The sequence below is a fragment of the Pseudoscardovia suis genome (genome assembly GCF_002797875.1).
Lineage (GTDB): Bacteria > Actinomycetota > Actinomycetes > Actinomycetales > Bifidobacteriaceae > Pseudoscardovia > Pseudoscardovia suis.
On sequence record NZ_PGFC01000002.1, the window covers coordinates 400707 to 420135 of the forward strand.

At 62.3% G+C, this 19429-nt stretch carries 5 protein-coding genes and 2 pseudogenes; 5 read left to right on the plus strand and 2 right to left on the minus strand.

Annotated features, from left to right (window positions below; all coding sequences use genetic code 11):
- Window positions 1-166: 166 nt before the first annotated feature.
- Window positions 167-1255: an endonuclease/exonuclease/phosphatase family protein gene (locus CLV65_RS04265; RefSeq protein WP_094690540.1), complete on the minus strand. Its 1089-nt coding sequence runs from the start codon at window positions 1253-1255 to the stop codon at window positions 167-169.
- A gap of 281 nt (window positions 1256-1536) precedes the next feature.
- Here CLV65_RS04265 and CLV65_RS04270 point away from each other — a divergent pair, with 281 nt between their 5' ends.
- The 3 genes and pseudogenes from CLV65_RS04270 to CLV65_RS09195 all read left to right on the plus strand — a co-directional run.
- Window positions 1537-3210 carry a peptide ABC transporter substrate-binding protein gene (locus tag CLV65_RS04270; protein WP_094690539.1) on the plus strand — a complete coding sequence of 558 codons (1674 nt, stop codon included), beginning with the start codon at window positions 1537-1539 and terminating at the stop codon, window positions 3208-3210.
- A 375-nt stretch (window positions 3211-3585) separates the two neighbouring features.
- Window positions 3586-6582 (plus strand): annotated as a pseudogene (locus tag CLV65_RS09190) (acyl-CoA dehydratase activase-related protein); the annotation flags it as partial.
- 117 nt (window positions 6583-6699) lie between these two features.
- A pseudogene (locus CLV65_RS09195) lies at window positions 6700-8652 on the plus strand (activase); the annotation flags it as partial.
- A 150-nt stretch (window positions 8653-8802) separates the two neighbouring features.
- Here the strand turns inward: CLV65_RS09195 and CLV65_RS04280 are convergent.
- Window positions 8803-10272 carry a C1 family peptidase gene (locus tag CLV65_RS04280; protein WP_094690645.1) on the minus strand — a complete coding sequence of 490 codons (1470 nt, stop codon included), beginning with the start codon at window positions 10270-10272 and terminating at the stop codon, window positions 8803-8805.
- Between the two features lie 485 nt (window positions 10273-10757).
- On the opposite strand from CLV65_RS04280, the gene ileS reads away from it, so the two are divergent.
- Both ileS and CLV65_RS04290 read left to right on the plus strand, forming a co-directional pair.
- Window positions 10758-14075, plus strand: coding sequence for an isoleucine--tRNA ligase (gene ileS, locus CLV65_RS04285; RefSeq protein WP_094690538.1), 3318 nt, complete (start codon window positions 10758-10760; stop codon window positions 14073-14075).
- Window positions 14076-14580: 505 nt separating this feature from the next.
- Window positions 14581-19404, plus strand: a complete 4824-nt coding sequence (locus tag CLV65_RS04290) for a Spy0128 family protein (RefSeq protein ID WP_158216086.1) — start codon at window positions 14581-14583, stop codon at window positions 19402-19404.
- Window positions 19405-19429: the final 25 nt, after the last annotated feature.

Here is a 19429-nt window from a genome sequence, read left to right on the forward strand (position 1 = left end):
CGCGGGTAAAACGCGCGAGGGGTGGGTGTGGTCCAAAAGGATCACGCCCACCCCTCATGCGTTGCGCGCATTCTGCCGTGCGCATATGCGAGAGAACCGATCGCTGCCGGTGCAGTTGCACCGATTCAGCTGCACCGGCAGCGATCGTTGACCGCGGCGGCTCATTTCACTTCGTCGTCTCGCTGCTCGGCTCGATCGTGGCGAGCACTGCCTTGTGGTCCGTTCCTGCGATCTTCATTGTCGTTGCGTCGCCCACATGCACGCCTTGGTTGACGAGGATATGGTCAAGGGAAGCCATGGATGGCATGATGGCTCCGTCCGACGGCCAGGTGAACTGCATTCCGGTGCGTGTGACCCGCGCGGCGTCGCGGAATCCCGCATCCAGCGTGCGCTGCAGATGTTTTTGGCTGGTGGTGGCGTTGAAATCGCCCATGAGCACATAGGCGGTGCTTGACACCGCGTTGTGCGAAGCCCAGCCGCTTATCTCATCGAGCGAAGCCGCCCACTGGCTCGCGCTCCCGCTGCTTGCCTTTGCCGTGTTGATATTGATGAAGCGAATCGTGTTGCCTTTGAAGGTGACACTGGCGGCGGGGTATTGCTGGCCGTTTGACGCCGTGATGGAAGAGGCGGAGGGGTCTCCCAGCGTCGCCATGGTGAAAATCACGTTGATGTCGCCCGTCGAGTCCGCCTCGGATTGGATGAGATTGGGCAAGTACTTGTCGAGTCCGGCGTTCTGAAGCTGCGTGATGAAGCTCTCAGTGGCGTCTTGCAAGGCGAGGACCTCCACCCGTCGATCCGCCACGGTGTCGACTATCTGGTTGGGGTCGGCCAGGCCGCCCTTGACGTTGAGCGTCATGATGCGGGCGCATTGGTCATCGGTGCTGGCCAGCTTGCTGGCTTTGATGCCGTCCTTGAGCTGGGGGTCGTTGGAATCGGCGGTTGCCATGTCCGCCATGATTTCACGGGTGCCGGGCGAAAGCTCGGTGTCGGCATGCCCCAGATACGGCATGATCGCCATTCCCTGGGCGATCATGCACAGGGCGAGGACCACGAGCGCCACGCCTCGGCGTGAGAAAATCGCAATCGCGGCGGTGATGACAATGAGCACGATGAACCATGGCGACAGTGCGCTGATGGTGGGCATGAGCGGCAGCGTCTCCCATGAATACGGAGTCCACCACGTGGCGGTGCCCAGTATGCAGATGGCGCATAGAAATCCCAAGAACAACCTGATTCCCAAATGCCTGGACTGCATGTTTTCTCTCTTTCTTCCAGTTCACAGCTCTTCACGTTCGATGTCGGGGAAGTCTGTCTGTGACAATCATCTTGGTGGCATTGTGGCGTCTTCCCGTCATCGGGATGTCGTCTCTGATGCCATTCGATGGTTCCATGATATTCCATCGAAGGGTTCCATTGGATGAATTGCCGGTTCGCCGTGCCGTGGCAGGTTCGCGCTGGGCGTAGCGCGGTTGGCGTCATGGAATACTCTTGAGACACAGGATCCATGTCGCAGCATCGTTGAGAAGAAGGAACCACATGCCACGTCTGCCCAAGCAGCACATTTTGCGCACATCAACAGCCCGGTTCGGGCGTTTCCTCGCCGCAATCCTCGCGGTGATCCTTGCTGTTGTGCCATTGACGGCGTGCTCGGCCAAGAAGTCGAACAGTTCCTCTGTCAGCTCCGATGCCATCATCACCGTCAATTCCGTTGAGCCCACGACCGAGCTGCTTCCTGGCAACATCGCCGACACCGCGGGATGGAAGATCATCACGCAGGTGTTCGATGGCCTCGTGACCTTCTCGGACACGGGCGGTCTCGAATATGACGACGCCGAGTCCATCACTCCCAATGACGACGCCACGCAATACACGATCAAGCTCAAAAGCGGCCGCGCGTTCTCGAACGGCGAGGCAGTGACCGCCGAAAGCTACGCACGCGCATGGTCCTATGCCGCCAATGCGGCGAACGGGCAGCTTGGCGCGGCCATCTTCGCCACGATCAAGGGCTATGACGATGTGCAGAACGCCAAGGGAGATCCCAACGCCCAGCTGTCGGGCCTCAAGGTCATCGATGACACGACGCTGCAGGTGACTCTCAAGCAACCGGATTCCTCGTTCCCCTACAAGGTCGGCGACGTGGCGTTCCTGCCGTTGCCGTCCGTGGCGTATTCCGACATGGATGCCTTCGGCAAGGCGCCGATTGGCAACGGCCCGTATGTGCTGCAGTCCTGGACCCCTGACCAGAGCATTGAATTGCGCCGCAACGACTCGTATACCGGTCCCCGCAACGCACAGAACGGTGGCATCAGCTTCCGCGTGTATTCCGATCTCAACACCGCCTACGCTGATCTGCAATCAGGCAACCTTGACGTGCTCGACCAGATTCCCACGTCCGCGCTGAGCACGTATCAGACCGATTCAACCATCAACGCGTTCACGCAGAAGGGACCGGCGTTCAAGTCGATCACTATCCCGCAGAACCTGGAGCATTTCAGCGGGCAGGAGGGCGCGCTGCGCCGTGAGGCCATCAGCATGGCGATCGACCGCTCGTCCATCACGTCCAAGGTGCTGTATGGAAGCGCCACCCCCGCCACCGACTTCCTGGCGCCTACGATCGCCGGGTACTCCGACAAGATCGACACGAACGGCGTGCTCAGCTACAACCCTGACAAAGCCAAGGAACTGTGGGCGAAGGCGAATGCAATCTCGCCATGGAGCGGCACATTCCGCATCGCCTACAATGCGGACGGCGACAACAAGCAATGGGTGGATGCCGTTGCCAATTCCATCAAGAACGCGCTGGGCATCGATGCACAGGGCGACAGCATCGCCACGAGCAAGGACTTCAGCACGCAGGTCAACCAGCGCACGATCGACGCGGCGTTCCGCTCGGGCATCCAATCCGATTACCCGCATCCCGAAGGCTACTTGGTGCAAGGCTATGATTCCGCGTACGCTGACGGCAAGGGACTGAACAACGGCGATTACAAGAGCGAGAAGTTCGACGACTACATGAACCAGGCCGCCAAGCAGACCGATCTTGACGAGGCGACGAAGACATACCAGCAGGCCGAGAAGCTGCTGCTCACCGACCTTCCGGTGATTCCATTGTGGTATGCGAACGTCAACGCTGGGGCAAGCCTGCAGATGCAGGACGTCGTGTTCAACTACATGGGACTGCTGTCGTACTACCAGCTGACGAAGCACTGATTGAAAGCAGCGCTGCTTTACGCCTTTGCTGTGCGCTGCTGCTATGCCTTTTGCTGTGCGCCCCTTGCCGCCTGTGCGCTGCAGGGGGCGCACAGCGTGCATGGCATGAATAGTGAACAGGGTGGAAGCATTGCAATCCGCGACAATTACGTTGTCAGGTGAATCGCGGCACTGCACGCCGCCATCTGCTCTCGCGTGGGCAGGGCGATGGGTAGACTGCACTACAGACTGCACGCATTGCGTATATCGAACTGCGCATCAAGACGCATAGGGCAATGCTTCACCATCGTTTGGATATCGCTTGAACAGCGCTTGATTCGGTTTGTGATGCTCCAGGAGGAGGAACCTGTGACGGATTCGTTTGCGACGAATGAGATGGAAACGAAGGAAGGCACGGCGCACCCGCGCATCCGCATCGGCTTCGATGTGGGCTCCACCACGGTCAAGGCCGTGGTGCTCGACATGGACGCTCCCAAGCCCCAGGCTCCTGCCGAGCCCCTCACCGCGGATGACGCCCGTGTGCTGTTCAGCGACTACCGCCGCCATCATGCGAATGTGCGCGCCACCGCGGAAGGCTTGCTCACCGACATCAAGAAAGTGCTCGAAGACCGTGGCTTCGCCAACGTGCCGGTGCGCCTCACCATCACCGGTTCCGGCGGCCTTGGCCTGGCGGATGGCTTGGGCGTTCCCTTCGTGCAGGAGGTCATCGCCGAGACGGACGCCATTAACGACGCGTACCCTCAGGCGGACGTCATCATCGAGCTGGGCGGCGAGGATGCGAAGATCACGTATCTCAAGCCCACCCCCGAGCAGCGCATGAACGGTTCGTGCGCAGGCGGCACCGGCGCGTTCATCGACCAGATGGCCACGCTGCTGGGCACGGACGCCCAAGGTCTCAACGACATGGCGAAGCAGCACACGACCCTGTATCCGATCGCCTCCCGTTGCGGTGTGTTCGCCAAGTCCGACCTCCAGCCGCTCATCAACGATGGCGCGGCCAAGCCGGACCTCGCCGCATCCATCTTCCAAGCCGTCTCCACCCAGACCATCGCCGGATTGGCGTGCGGCAGGCCGGTCAAAGGCACCGTCGTGTTTCTCGGCGGCCCGCTGTTTTTCATGAGCGAGCTGCGCGAAGCCTTCCACCGCACGCTGGAAGACAAGGTGGACACGTACATCACCCCGGAGAACGCACACCTGTATGTCGCGTATGGAGCGGCGATCGTAAGCGACGACGAGCTCGAGCTTGACGCGCATGACGAAGCGCTCCCCGATGAATCACGCGGCGTGGAGCATGACGGGACGGGCGAACCCGCTGCCAGCGATGCCAGCGCCACCTCCGCCTCCGCGCAAGAGGGGAGCGGCGACGCCCCCGACCGCATGATTGCATCCACCATCGAACAGCTGCTGGCGCGGCTTGACACGCTCAAGTCCCAGCCCTCGGCGAACAAGACGATGCGCCCGCTGTTCAAGGATGACGCCGAACGCCGTGAATTCAACGACCGCCATCACCGCGAGCTCATCGCTCAGCGCACGATGGAGGATGCCCATGGACCGCTGTTCCTGGGCATTGACGCAGGTTCGACAACCATCAAGGCCACGCTCGTCAACGACGATCGTGACATCGTGTGGTCCAGCTATGGCACGAACCAAGGCAGCCCTTTGCTCGCCGCCGCACAGATCGTCAAGAAGATCGAAGCCCAGCTGCCCGACGACGCCTACATCGCGCGTTCCTGCGCCACCGGTTACGGCGAGGGGCTCATCACCGCAGGCCTGCACGTGGACGAAGGCGTGGTTGAGACGATGGCGCATTACCGTGGCGCCGAGCTCGTCAGCCCCGGCGTCACCTCCGTCATCGACATCGGCGGACAGGACATGAAATACCTCGCCATCAACGACGGCGTCATCGAATCCATCTCCGTCAACGAAGCGTGCTCCTCCGGCTGCGGCTCGTTCCTGCAGACCTTCGCCACGAGCATGGACCTGACCATCGAGGACTTCACCAAGGCGGCGCTCGCCTCCACGCACCCGGTGGATCTGGGTTCGCGTTGCACCGTGTTCATGAACTCCTCTGTCAAACAAGCGCAGAAGGAAGGCGCGTCCATCGAAGACATCGCCGCCGGTCTGTGCTACTCCGTGGTGCGCAACGCGTTGTACAAGGTCATCAAGCTGCGCGACGCCGGCGATCTGGGCAGCACCATCGTGGTGCAGGGCGGCACATTCCTCAACGATGCCGTGCTGCGCGCATTCGAACTGCTCACGGACCGCAAGGTCACCCGCCCCAACATCGCAGGCCTCATGGGCGCCTACGGTGCGGCGCTGACCGCCCGCATGCATTACGAAGACGGCAACACGAGCGCGCTGCTGCACGGCGATGCGCTCGATCACCTGAGCATGACGACGTCCCGCGACCAGTGCAAGCTGTGCCAGAACCATTGCAAGCTCACGATCACGACCTTCCAGGACGGCTCGCGTTACGTGACCGGCAACCGTTGCGAACGCGGCGGCGACCGCACGAAGAAGAAGTCGCCGCTGCCCAACCTGTACGACTACAAGTACCGTCGCGCGTTCGCATACCGCCGCCTGACCGAGAAAGCCGCCACGCGCGGTGAGATCGGCATTCCGCGCGTGCTCAACATGTACGAGAACTATCCGTTCTGGTTCACGCTGCTCACGACGCTGGGATTCCGCGTGGGGCTGTCTGGCAGGTCGAACCACGAGCTGTTCGAAGAGGGCATCGATTCCATCGCCTCCGAAAACATCTGCTATCCGGCGAAACTCGCCCACGGCCATATCCAGGATCTGCTCGACAAGGGTTACACGACGATCTTCTATCCGTGCGTGCACTTCGAGGACCTTGACGTGCAGGGCATGGACAACCGCTTCAACTGCCCGATCGTTGCCAACTACCCGGGCGTGATCGGCGCGAACATGGCGCAGCTGCATCAGCCGGGCATCCGCTACATGCACCCGTACTTCAATCTCGCCAACCACAAGCTCATAGTCGACCGCATCGTCGAGGAATTCGCATGGGCGAACGTGACCCGCGAGGAAGCGCAGCAGGCCGTTGACGCCGCCTACAAAGAAGACAAGATCTTCAAGCATGACGTGCAGCAGGAAGGCTTGCGCGCCCTGGCATACATGAAGGAGCACAACCTGCGCGGCATCGTGCTGGCCGGACGCCCCTACCATGTCGATCCTGAAATCAACCACGGCATTCCCGAAGCCATCACGTCGCTGGGCATGGTCGTGCTTTCGGAGGACGCCGTCTCGTGGCTGGAGCCCGGGCGCAAGCTCAACCTCACGCCGTTCATCGGCAAGGACGAGGTGCGCCCCGGATCCAAGGATGCCGACGGCTTCCGCAAGGTGGACGACGAATTCAACCCCTATGTGAGCGGGGCGATGTCGCCGGTGAGGCGCGTCGTGGATGCCACGGGCAAGAGCCATGCCAGCAGCCAAGAGGTGTATTTCGACGGCAGGGGAGACGTGGAGGAACCCCTGCGTGTGCGCAATCAGTGGGCGTATCATGCGCGCCTGTATGCCGCGGCGCGCTTCGTTTCCGAATACCCGGGTCTTGAACTCGTGCAGCTCAATTCCTTCGGATGCGGTCTCGACGCCATCACCACCGATCAGGTGCAGGAGGTGCTCGCCGAGAAGGACGACGTGTACACCGTGCTCAAGATCGATGAAGTGAGCAATCTGGGCGCTGCGAAGATCCGTCTGCGCTCGCTCAAGGCCGCCATCGAGGAACGCGAGGCCGAGTCTCGGCGCGAGGCCGCAGCAGCAGGGTCTGCGCAGGCATCCGCACAGTCTCCTGCACAAGGTGCGACGCAGGCATCCGCTCAGGCTTCACAGGATGCTGCACAGACATCCGCAAGGAACGCCTCGGTGTTCCGTCGCACCGGCACGGTGCGCATCGGCGACAGAATCGTGTCGCGCGCGCAGGCGGACCAGGCCGCTCGCGAAGCCGCGCAGGCCGCGCCGAACGCAGTGTCCCGCGCCGCCATCGAGGCGAACATGGGCATCGAATCGGATTCCTCGAATTCGCGCATGTCGTCGCGACTGTCGAAATACGCACACAAGGTCGCCTTCACCAAGCAGATGAAGAAGGATTACACGATCGTGGGTCCGCAGATGAGCCCGTTCCACTTCGAACTGCTCGAAGCTGTCTTCCGCTCCGGCGGTTACAAGACGGACATTCTGCGCCACGCATCGCACGCCGACATCGAATGCGGCCTGAAATACGTCAACAACGACGCGTGCTACCCGTCAATCATCGTCATAGGCCAGCTGGTCAACGCAATCGTGCAAGGCAAATATGACCCTGACCACACGGCGCTTGTCATTACCCAGACCGGTGGCATGTGCCGCGCCACGAACTACTTTGGACTCATCCGCAAGGCGCTCGTGGATGCCGGCTACCCGCAGGTGCCGGTCATCGCACTGTCGACGCAGGGCATCGAATCCAACCCCGGATTCCAAATCACGCTGCCGCTCGTGCACCGCGCCGCCAAGGCCCTGATCCTGGGCGACGTGCTGCTCAAATGCGTCAACCGCGTGCGCCCCTACGAACAGACCCGCGGTTCGGCAAACGAGCTGCATCGCAAGTGGAACATCGTGATCCGCGAAACCATCGAGCACCATGGTCACACCGAGCATGGCAAGGAATGGTTCGGCCATGGCACCTACCACTACGACCGCCTCGTGCATGACATTGTGCGCAGCTTCGACACGCTTCCCTTGCGTGACATTCCGCGCAAGCCGCGCGTGGGCGTCGTCGGCGAGATCCTCGTCAAATATCATCCGGATGCCAACAACCACGTGGTGGATGTCATTGAATCCCAAGGATGCGAGGCAGTCGTGCCCGGCATGATGGAATTCATGACGCAGAACTTCTACACCACCGATTGGAACAAACACACCTTGGGCACCGGTGGCAACCGCTTCGGCAAAGGCGTGCTGCGTTGGTGCGTGGAGAAATACGAGAAGCCGATGAACGACGCTTTCGCCGCATCGGAACGCTTCGAGCCCGACATGCCGCTGCCTGAGCTCATCAAACGCGCCCAGCAGGTCACGTCGCTCGGCGTGCAGGCGGGCGAGGGATGGCTGCTCACCGGTGAGATCATCGAACTCATCGAATCCGGCGCGCCCAACATCGTGTGCGCGCAGCCGTTCGCATGCCTGCCCAACCATGTGACGGGACGCGGCATGTTCCACGAGATTCGGCGCCAGCACCCCAATGCCAACATTGTTTCGATCGATTACGACCCGGGTTCGTCCGAAGCGAACCAGCTCAACCGCATCAAGCTCATGATCGCGGCGGCCAAGAAGATGCATGCCGCCGGGCTCGATACCCGTGAGGCCTCTGCGCGCGCTGCCGAAGCGGTGGAGGACGGCAAGAGCGCTGGCGAAGCTCTGCGCGAGGCCGTGCGCCCCGTCGCCTAGGCGCGATGCGCGTGGTCTGGGCGCGATGCGCGTATAGGCAAAACGCGCATAGGTCAAACGCCGATAAACACCCTATAAACTCCCGATAAACACAGCGGGCTGGTGAATGCACACCAGCCCGCTTTGGTTAATGCCTGTGGTCGCCGCGGCTCACTTGCACGGGCGGGTGAGAGGCTGCCAAGGGGCGATGTGCACCGGCTCGGTCTCAAGCGCCGCACGGGTGGCGTCGTCAAGGTATTCCTTGCGCACCACGAGCTCCGTCACATAGCGGTCGAACCACTGCGCCGACGCGACAAAATAGCCGTCCTTGCCGCTATCCTTGCCCCAGCTGTTTTCGATCTTCCAGCGATTCGGCACACCATGGGCATCCAGGTTCACGCCGGTGAGGGTCATCGCATGGTTCGATTCAGCGTCACGGTACTCGATCGCCTGCGCCTTGTCATAATGCATCGTGACGCCGAACAGCTCATCCACGCGCACCGTCGCCGGATCGAACACGCCGGCGCTACGCAGCGCATATTGCATGCAGTCGCAGGCGAACCACAGCGGATGCCCGGCCTGCAGCTGACGCACGGCGGCGTCGCGCAGCGTGTCCATCGGCACGTTCACGAACGTCATCTGGTCGCTGCCCGCCACGTTGGTGGTCCAGTCAATCGCATAGCGCTTCCAATACGGCGTGCGTTCCATCGGTGCATTGCACAGCGTCACGAAGTCGTCGAGCTCCACCGGCACGTACTTGTGCATGAATTCCAGCGGCGTGATGGATTCCTCGTGAATCTGCCGGCGCGAATTCGTGCCGTTGTAGTTGTCGGTGCCGTCCTTGGGGCTTGCGGCCTTGCAATCCTTATCGTCGCGTTCCTTGCCATCGCGTTCCTTGTCGTCGCTGTCCTTCGAATCATGATTCTTCGAATCGTCGTCGGCGTCATCCTTGGTGCGCGCCAGGAACTCGAAGCTGCGGGGAGGCTCGCCCAGGCTGATGGCCGTCACGCGATACACGGTCTTCATGCAATCATCCTTGTAGGCGCGCAGCTCGTCCAGGCTTGCGCCGGCGGCATGGCGTGCGCGCATCGTCGCCGCGAAGTCGCGCAGCATCGTGTTGAGGTATTGCACGAAGGCATCGGAATCCCTCGTATTGGCGTTCTCCGGGTAGGCGCTCGCCGGAACAAGGCCGTATTTGCCGGCGAGGTTGGTGAACATCTGCCACCAGCCGCCATCATCGACGGGACCCTCGTTGATGGCTTGGAACGTGCGGCTGTCGGTTGGCTCGTCGAGCGTGGCCAGCACATTGGCCAGATAGACGTTCGCCTTCTCGATTTTGTCCCAGAAAAACAGATAGGCTTCCGAGAACTCGAAGTCGTCGAGGTTCCATCGGTGCATGAGTTCGTAGCGCAGCGTGTTGAGCGAGGCGAACATCCAGCAGCGGCCGGAGCGGCGCTGGTTCGTGATGCTTCCCTGCGACAGTTCGATGGAGAAGTCACGGGGGAGGGCGCGTGCCCCGGCATAGCTGGTGGCGGCGGCGAGCACACCTGCGCTGGTGGCGGCGTTCGCTGCCACGCGGTTGGCTCGGTCGGCGCGAAAATCCTGGGAGAATGCCGCGATGGCCGATGCCGTGATGGCCATGTCGTTGGTGTGGCTGGTGCCGGTGTGATTGGTGTCACTGGGGTTGGCGAAGGTGCCGCTTGTCGTTGATTTCTGTGTCATTGATTCCTCTTTCGTAGGTGTATGCGGTGGGTACATGCGATGAGTGCATGTGGTGCTGTTTCCTATCCTACGTATCCTCAGTGTTTGCCCTTGGATGGAACCGCGGGCGCCGTTATGGGGTGGGCGGTGGTAGTATGGCGGCAGCAAGACAGCGATCCGCCATCAACGGGGAGTCTCCGGAAGAACGGGCAGCGCATCACGCGCGACGGAAGCCGCGCCGCGCACGCCTCATTAGAACCGGCGGGAGGGGCCCGCACAGCCCTGTTCAAGAGGCTATGACGTGAATGCCACCGAAAGGCGGGCGCAGGGCATGGCAAGCGAGGTGGTACCGCGGTGCCGTCAGGCATCGTCCTCGTAGCGCCTCAGGCGGCATCGCCTGGGGTAAACCGGCTATGAGGAGAAATATGAGCGACACTTCGCGCGTGTATCCCAAGGCGGTCGTGGACGGTTCCGAAGAGACCGTCACGCCCAATCCCAACTTCCCCGACATGGAAGAGAAGGTCCTTAATTACTGGGACAAGGACGACACCTTCCAAAAGTCCATCGACGAGCGCCCCTCCGGCGATCACTCGGGCAATGAATTCGTCTTCTTCGACGGCCCGCCTTTCGCCAACGGCCTGCCGCACTACGGCCACCTGCTCACCGGTTACGCCAAGGACGTGATCCCGCGTTACCAGACGATGAAGGGCCACCGCGTCAACCGCGTGTTTGGCTGGGACACCCATGGTCTGCCCGCTGAGCTCGAAGCGCAGAAGGAACTGGGCATCGAGTCCGTTGATCAGATCGAGCAGATGGGCATCGCCAAGTTCAACGACGCATGCCGTGCATCCGTGCTCAAGTACACGAACGAATGGCGTGCCTACGTGCACCGCCAGGCGCGCTGGGTGGATTTCGACCACGGTTACAAGACGCTCAACATCCCGTACATGGAGTCCGTGATGTGGGCGTTCAAGACGCTGTACAACAAGGGCCTCGCATACCAAGGCTACCGTGTGCTGCCGTATTGCCCCAAGGACCGCACGCCGCTGTCGGCGCACGAGCTGCGCATGGACGCCGACGTTTATCAAGACCGTCAGGACATGTCGCTCGCCGTCGCAGTGAAGCTGTGCAACGAGGACGCTTACGTCGTGTTCTGGACGACCACGCCGTGGACCGTCCCGTCCAACCTCGCAATGGTTGTCGGCGCGGACATCGACTATGTGGAGGTGCAGCCGACCGAAGGCGCGTTCGCCGGCAAGAAGCTGTATCTGGCCAAGGATCTGCTTGGCTCGTTCGCCAAGGAATTGGGCGAAGGCTACGAGACCGTTCGCGAGCTCAAGGGCGCGCAGATGGCCGGCTGGCGTTACTGGCCGGTGTTCCCGTATTTCGCGGATGAGAACGGCAACCCGAAGGACGGCACTCCAGGCCCCGAGGCGTTCCAAATCTTCACCGCCGACTATGTCGACACCGTCGAGGGCACGGGCATTGTCCATCAGGCTCCCTACGGCGAGGACGATATGAACACCCTGCAGTCCAAGGGCATCAAGAGCACCGACGTGCTCGACGAAGGCTGCGTGTTCACCTCCCTCGTGCCTGATTACGAAGGGCTGTATGTTTTCGACGCCAACAAGCCGATCCTGCGCGACCTGCGCAACAGCACCGGCCCGCTCGCCGCGGTCCCTGAGGAGCGCCGCGCGCTGCTGTTCCAAGAGAAGAGCTATGTGCACTCCTACCCGCACTGCTGGCGCTGCGGCACCCCGCTCATCTACAAGCCAGTGAGCTCGTGGTTCGTCTCCGTCACCAAGATCAAGCCGCGCCTGCTCGAGCTCAATCAGCAGATCAACTGGATCCCCGAGAACGTCAAGGACGGTCAGTTCGGCAAGTGGCTCGCCAACGCACGCGACTGGTCGATCTCCCGCAACCGCTTCTGGGGCAGCCCGATCCCGGTGTGGGTGAGCGACGACCCGAAGTATCCGCGCGTGGACGTGTACGGATCGCTGGAGGAGCTCAAGGCTGACTTCGGCGACTACCCGCGTGACGACAAGGGCGAGATCAACATGCACCGCCCGTGGATCGACAACCTCGTGCGCGTCAATCCGGACGACCCGACCGGCAAGAGCCACATGCACCGCATCAGCGATGTGCTCGACTGCTGGTTCGAATCCGGCTCCATGCCCTTCGCACAGTGCCATTATCCCTTCGAAAACAAGGAATGGTTCGAGACTCACTTCCCGTGCGACTACATCGTGGAATACATCGGCCAGACCCGCGGCTGGTTCTACCTGCTGCACGTGATGGCAACCGCGCTGTTCGACAAGCCCGCCTTCAAGAACGTCATCTGCCATGGCATCGTGCTGGGCTCCGACGGGCAGAAGATGAGCAAGCACTTGCGCAACTACCCGGATGTCAACGGTGTGTTCAACAAATTCGGTTCCGACGCCATGCGCTGGTTCCTCATGAGCTCGCCGATCCTGCGTGGCGGCAACCTCATCGTCACGTCCGAAGGAATCCGCGACACCGTGCGCCAGGTCATGCTGCCGCTGTGGAGTTCGTACTACTTCTTCACGCTGTATGCGAACGCCGCCGGATACGACGCGCGCCACGTCAAGCCCGAAGAGGTCGCCGGCCTGCCGCGCATGGACCGCTATCTGCTCGCCCGCACGCGCAAGCTTGTGCTCGGCGTCGAGAAGGACCTTGACGAATTCGCCATCTCCGATGCCTGCGGTGAGGTCAGCGACTTCATCGACACGCTGACGAATTGGTACATTCGCAACAACCGCGACCGTTTCGCCGCCAAGGACGAGAACGCGCTCAACACGCTGTACACCGCGCTGGAAGTGCTCGGCCGCGTCATTGCGCCGCTCGCCCCGATGGAAGCCGAATCCATGTGGAGGGGCTTGACAGGCGGGGAGTCCGTGCATCTGGCGGATTGGCCGTTCCTCACCGAGGACGGCGGCGACCCGGATGCCGCTGCGACCGAACTGGGCGAGACGCTCGTCGCCGACGATGCGCTCGTGGCAGCGATGGAGAAGGTGCGCGAGATCGTCTCCGCCACGCTCAGCCTGCGCAAGGCCGAGAAGATCCGCGTGCGCCAGCCCCTGCGTCTGCTCACCGTGGTCGCCGAGGACATCGACGCCGTGGAGCCGTATGAAGAGACGCTCAAGGCCGAACTCAACGTGAAGAACGTGGAGTTCACCACGCTGGAGGACGCCGACGAGCATGGCCTGCGCGTTGTGCACGAGCTGCGCGTCAACGCACGCGCCGCTGGTCCGCGCCTGGGCAAGCAGGTGCAGTTCGCCATCAAGGCGTCCAAGTCCGGCGCATGGCATCAGGAGGCGGATGGTGCTGTCGTGTGCGAAGGCCCCAACGGTGACATCCCGCTGCAGGATGGTGAATACGAGCTCATCAACCGTGTGGAGGAAAAGAACGCCTCCAGCACTGATGATGTGGTATCCGCATCCCTGCCCACCGGTGGCTTCGTGCTTCTTGACAAGGCTCTGGACGCTGATCTCGAGGCCGAGGGCTATGCCCGTGACGTGATCCGTGCCACGCAGGACGCCCGCAAGGACGCCGGTCTGCAGATCACCGATCGCATTGCGCTCACCGTGCATGTGCCTTCAGCTGCCGACGCCGCCAAGGTCGAGCAGTTCAAGGACCTTGTGGCGGGCGACACCCTTGCCGACTCCGTCACGGTTGTTGCTGACGGCGCCGATGAGATTGCGGTCGACGTTGCCAAAGCCTGACTGATGCGGCGCTGAACCGCTGAGTGTACTCATTGCAGCCTCATCCCTTGACCGGGGTGGGGCTGCATTTTTATGGTTGGTTATGGCTGGCTGTGGGTGCGGTTGCGATTGGCTGTGAATGCGGTTGCGGCCGGGCGTGAACTTGTTATGAATTGATTGAAAACTGGCTGCAAACTGCCTGTGACGGACACCAAAGCGGACATGTGAACTTGCTCACATGGTTGTGGGGACTATGGCGTGGCGACACATGATGTTGATATCATCGAGCCGGTTTTATTCCGAGATTTTTCTTGATCAGACCTTCTATCGTGCGTCTCATGGCGTCAAATATCAGGGGATAGAGGTCCGGCGGCAGGTTAGCCGATTTGTGCACTGCCATGTGCCGGGTGCAGCAATCAGCAAAATATATCAGCAAATATGAGGAGTCCAAGTGCACAGGCCAATGATTCGTCGTGGGTTTATCGTTTTTATTGCGGTGCTGTGCGCCGCTGCGATGATCATTCCGATGTCGTTGTTGAAGATCGGCGCAGCTTCTGCAGCCAACCCGACAACGAACTCGACCGCGGATTCCCTCACCCGTAAGCTGACCATCCATGCATGGGGCAACGATGCGGCCGGCAACCCGCAGTACGACACATCCGTGTCCACGTCGACCGGCGAAAGCGTGCGCAAGGAGATCGCCGGCGCGCAGCTGACCCTGAGCACGGCGGACGGGTATATCAAGAAAGACGATTCCTCCGCCGTGGACGTCACGATATCCTCCGACGGGCGCTCCGCCACGTGGACGAGCACGACCACGGCGCTGGTGCTGCAGGTGGCGGCGGGCTCCTACAAGCTGCACGAAGACAAGGCATCGGACGGCTATTACTCCGCCGCCGACGTGACCTTCACCGTTCCCGAGGACACCACGACGGTAGACACGTCGAAGGACTGGCAGGCCATCAGCGAATTCCCCGTCAACGCCGACACCACGAACCCGTGGGAATACAAGGACGTCACGTGGACGAGCCGCCAGGCGATCGCCACCACCGGCGACGGCAAGAGGGTCGACCCGCTTCCCTCGATTTCTGTCGCCGACGGCAGCGGAACATCGTCCGTCGTCTACTGCTACAACTATCTGAGCACGGCGCCGCGAGGCCCCCAGGCCTCCAGCGGCATGCAGTACACCCGGTACAACGAGGCCGAGGGCTCCATCGCCATGCTCTGGACCAGCGCCGCGTACAGGCTCCAGTCCGATGCCTACGGCACCATCTCCGACTCCACGGAATTCGCGCGCCGCATCATGTCGGTCGTCACGCGCGGCTACCCGAACAACGCCACCATCACGGCCAACAACCCCACCGACCTTCTGGCAGGCCTCGACGCAAACCAGCAGCGCATGGTCACCCAGCTCGCTGTGTGGCATTACACCGACGGCGGCTATGTCAACAAGTTCGCTCCAAGCTACTCCTTCGCGAACCTCGTCGACCCCACGACAGGCAACTACTACGGTTTCAACCAGGCCATGATCGACGCCTACAAGAAGCTCATCGACCCGACCGGCTACACGCTCCAGGCCAGCGAGGCGCTCCAGTTGTACCAGCCGGGCTCCGAGGTGAAGAACTACCAGAACCTCCTGGGCACCTCCACCATCACACCGAAAGCCATGGAGGCGAGCATCGTCGACGATTCCATCGACTACTCCAAGAACCCCGCCACCGCCACCATCTCCGGCACGAAAACCATCAACGGCAAGACGCTGTCGCAGTACGGCACCACGGGTGATGACGCGACCGTCCGCAACCTGTTCGGCACCTTCGCTTTCCGCATCGCGTCCGACACGAACGCCCCGCTGCCCGACAGCGACACGGCCACGGTCGGCGCCGACGGAACGTTCACCTTCGGGCAGATCACCTATACCCAGCCGGGCACCTACGTGTACTCGGTGGCCGAGATACCCAGAACCGACCCCGACGTCGGCTATGACAGCACGGCGCATACGGTGACCGTGCAAGTGACGAAGGGGACGGGCGCCGACGTCGGTAAACTCGTCTCCACGGTGACCTACGCCGACACCGGCGGCATCACCGTGAACAACGTGTACACCAAGGACGCCACGGCGCAGCTCGAGGTCACGAAAACCATCGACGGCAAGACGCCCGCGCGCAATGCCTACGATTTCACCGTCACCGCGAACGACGGCGCACCCATGCCGGAGGGAACTCCCGCCGGTGGCTCGGCCATCATCACCAACGATTCGCTGGGCAAGGCGATCCTGAGCCCCATCGTGTTCTCGAAGGCCGGCACCTACACGTATGCCATCACCGAGAACAAGCCCGCCGACGCCGACGCGGGCATCAGCTACGACACGGGCAAGGTGACCGCCACCGTCACCGTGACGCGCAACGACGCCGCGAACGAGCTCGAGGCCTCCGTCTCCTACAGCAAGGACGCCGCGGACGGCACCGTCACCACGGGCCAGGGCGGCAACGCCTTCCAGAACACCACAATCGCCCCGAACCCGGTCGACGTCTCGATCGGCGCGAACAAGACGCTCGACGGCAAAACCGGCTTCGCACCCGATACCTTCTTCTTCACACTGCAGGCCAACGCGCCCGACACGCCCATGCCGGCCGACCCGGCCGACAATGGCTCCGAACTCACCGTGTCCGCCCACAGTGACGGCACCATCTCCTTCGGCACCATCCGCTACACCGCCGAAGGCACCTACACGTACACGATGACGGAAAGCAAGGGCGACGACGCGGGCATCGCCTACGATTCCTCCGTCGTGCTCGTGACCGTGACCGTGACACGAGACACCACCAGCAACGACCTCCAGGCGAGCGTGGCGTATTCGGCGAACGGATCGACGTCCTCCGACAAGCCGACGTTCAGGAATACCACGATTGCGCCGGGCGCCGTGAAGGACCACATCTACTCCTCCAAGACGCTCGCCGGCAAGCCCGCCGCCAGCGGCCAGTTCTCCTTCCGGCTCAACGCCGCCGACGGCACGCCGATGCCCGAATCGTGCACGCCGCAGACCGACCAGACCACGGGAACCATCTACTGCGACACGAACAACGGCGAGAACGGCGTCATCGACTTCGGCCCCATCGTGTATTCGGCCGAGGGAACGTACACGTATGCGATCACCGAGAATGCGACGGGCGACCCGTCCATCGCGAAGGACACCGCGTCCCACGTCGTCACCGTCACCGTGACGCGCGACCCGGCCACGAACACACTGAGCGACACAGTGACGTATGACGCGGGCGAGGCGCCCGCCGGCTTCTCGAACAGCTACGTCAAGGCCGTTCCCACCACGGCGCAGCTGCGTCTGACGAAGATGCTCGACGGAATCCCGGCCAACACGGCCGGCCAGTTCTCCTTCGAGCTGCGCCCCGTCTCCACCGACGCCACCGACACCGAGGGCAACGCGGTGAGCGTGCCGATGCCTGCGGACGCCACGACCGGCTCCGACGGCACGCCGACCGCCACCACCACGAACCAAGGCGCCGGACATGCCTCCTGGGCAGACATCACCTTCGAATACCCCGGCGTCTACACCTACGCCATCCACGAGGTGGCGGGAAGCGACGCGAATATCGTGTATGACACGAACGTCTACACGGCGAAGGTGACGGTGACGCGCAACGACGACAACACGCTGTCCGCCTCCGTCAGCTACGCGGGAACCGACGCGCTGCTGGTGGTGCAGAACACCACGACCACCGGCTGGGTGGAGATCCGCGCCACGAAGCTGCTTGACGGCAAGCCTGCCAAGGCCGGTCAGTTCACCTTCTCCATCACGCCGTCCGGCAACGCGCCGAGGCTGCTCAACACCACCATCTCCAACGGCGACAACGGTCTCATCGACTTCACCGTGCCCATCACCCTGAAGGACCTCGGAGACGCCGATTCGGCCACCTTCACCTACACCTTCCGCGAGGTGCAGGGCGACGACCCGACCATCGAATACGACACGAAGGACCGCACGGCCACCGTGTACGTGAAGAAGGTGGTGAAGGACGGCGTGACCGGCCTGCGCGCCATGGTGGTGATCGACAAGGAGCAGGCCACCGCCGACGACAAGAACAAGGATTACATCGCCTACGGCTGGGATGGCGTGGCCGACGGCACGATCTACCACGCCAAGGCCGGCGCCACCATCACGGTGGATGATTTCGACGATGCTTCGGATTTCGATCTGGCCGCCACGCCCGACCAGGGTGACGCCTACACCAAGCATTACCCGAAGATCTATAACACCACGAAGCCGCTCGAGCAGGCCACGGTGGACCTTACGGCCACCAAGACGCTCGACGGCACGGCGCCGGCGGACGGCGCGTTCACGTTCACGCTGACCGCGGCCGACGGCACGCCGATGCCCAAGGGCGCCACGCAGTCCACGGCGGCCGACGGCACGGCGCAGCTCGTCTCCACGGCGAGCAACAGGGCCGATGGCACGGTGGACTTCGGCACGATCACGTACACGGCGGAGGGCGTCTACCGGTATTCGATCGCCGAATCCGTGCCGTCGGACGCGGACGTGCAGTCCGGCACAACCGTCTACGACACCTCCACGCATGCGGTGACGGTGACGGTGGCGCGGTCCACGGCCGATCCGAACAAGCTCGTGGCGAGCATGATCTATGACACGTCCACCGCGCCGGCGTTCGCGAACACCACGGTGCCCACCACGGCGGTGAAAGTGAGCAAAACCGTTGAAGGCGGGTGGCCTGCGGGCGCCCAATACACGTTCACGATGACCGCGTTGAGCGCGACCGACGACGGTGGGTCAGCAGATGGCGCCGGACCGCTGCCGAGCGACGCGACGCTGACACTGTCGAAGGGGGCGAATGGGTCTACGAGTTCCGCTTCGTTCGGCGCCTTCCCGTTCACAGTGGCAGATGCAGGCAAGACCTATGTGTACGAGATCCGTGAAAACGGTGCGAACGGCGGTGCCGCTGGCGCGGGCGGCACCGACGGTGCGACCGGCGTCACATACTCGAAGGCTGTCTATCGGGTGAGCGTCACCGTCAGCGATGTCACGCAACGCCAGCTTGGCAATAAGGCGGGCGTCAAGGTCACGCAGGTGGTTGACGATGACGGCAATACGCTGAGCACGGCGAAAGTCATCTACGATTCCAGCGCCAGCGACGATACCGGCAAGTCCAGTGCCAATCAGCTGAGCTTCACCAACGAGCGGGTGGTCACCGCGCTGCCATTCACCGGCGGTTCTTCGACCGCGCGCTCGCTGATATGCGGAGGCCTGATCGCCATCATCGCTGCGCTGTTGTGCGCCGAAATCGCCCGTCGCTTGCGTCGAGCCGGACGGCGAGTCTGAGCAGTGCAGCGAGCTTGGTTCGTGA

Bases quoted from the DNA above. Each gene is read 5' to 3' on its own strand.
- CLV65_RS04265 (WP_094690540.1), bottom strand. From the start codon at position 1,255: ATGCAGTCCAGGCATTTGGGAATCAGGTTGTTCTTGGGATTTCTATGC.
- CLV65_RS04270 (WP_094690539.1), top strand. From the start codon at position 1,537: ATGCCACGTCTGCCCAAGCAGCACATTTTGCGCACATCAACAGCCCGG.
- CLV65_RS04280 (WP_094690645.1), bottom strand. From the start codon at position 10,272: ATGGCCATCACGGCATCGGCCATCGCGGCATTCTCCCAGGATTTTCGC.
- ileS (WP_094690538.1), top strand. From the start codon at position 10,758: ATGAGCGACACTTCGCGCGTGTATCCCAAGGCGGTCGTGGACGGTTCC.
- CLV65_RS04290 (WP_158216086.1), top strand. From the start codon at position 14,581: ATGTCGTTGTTGAAGATCGGCGCAGCTTCTGCAGCCAACCCGACAACG.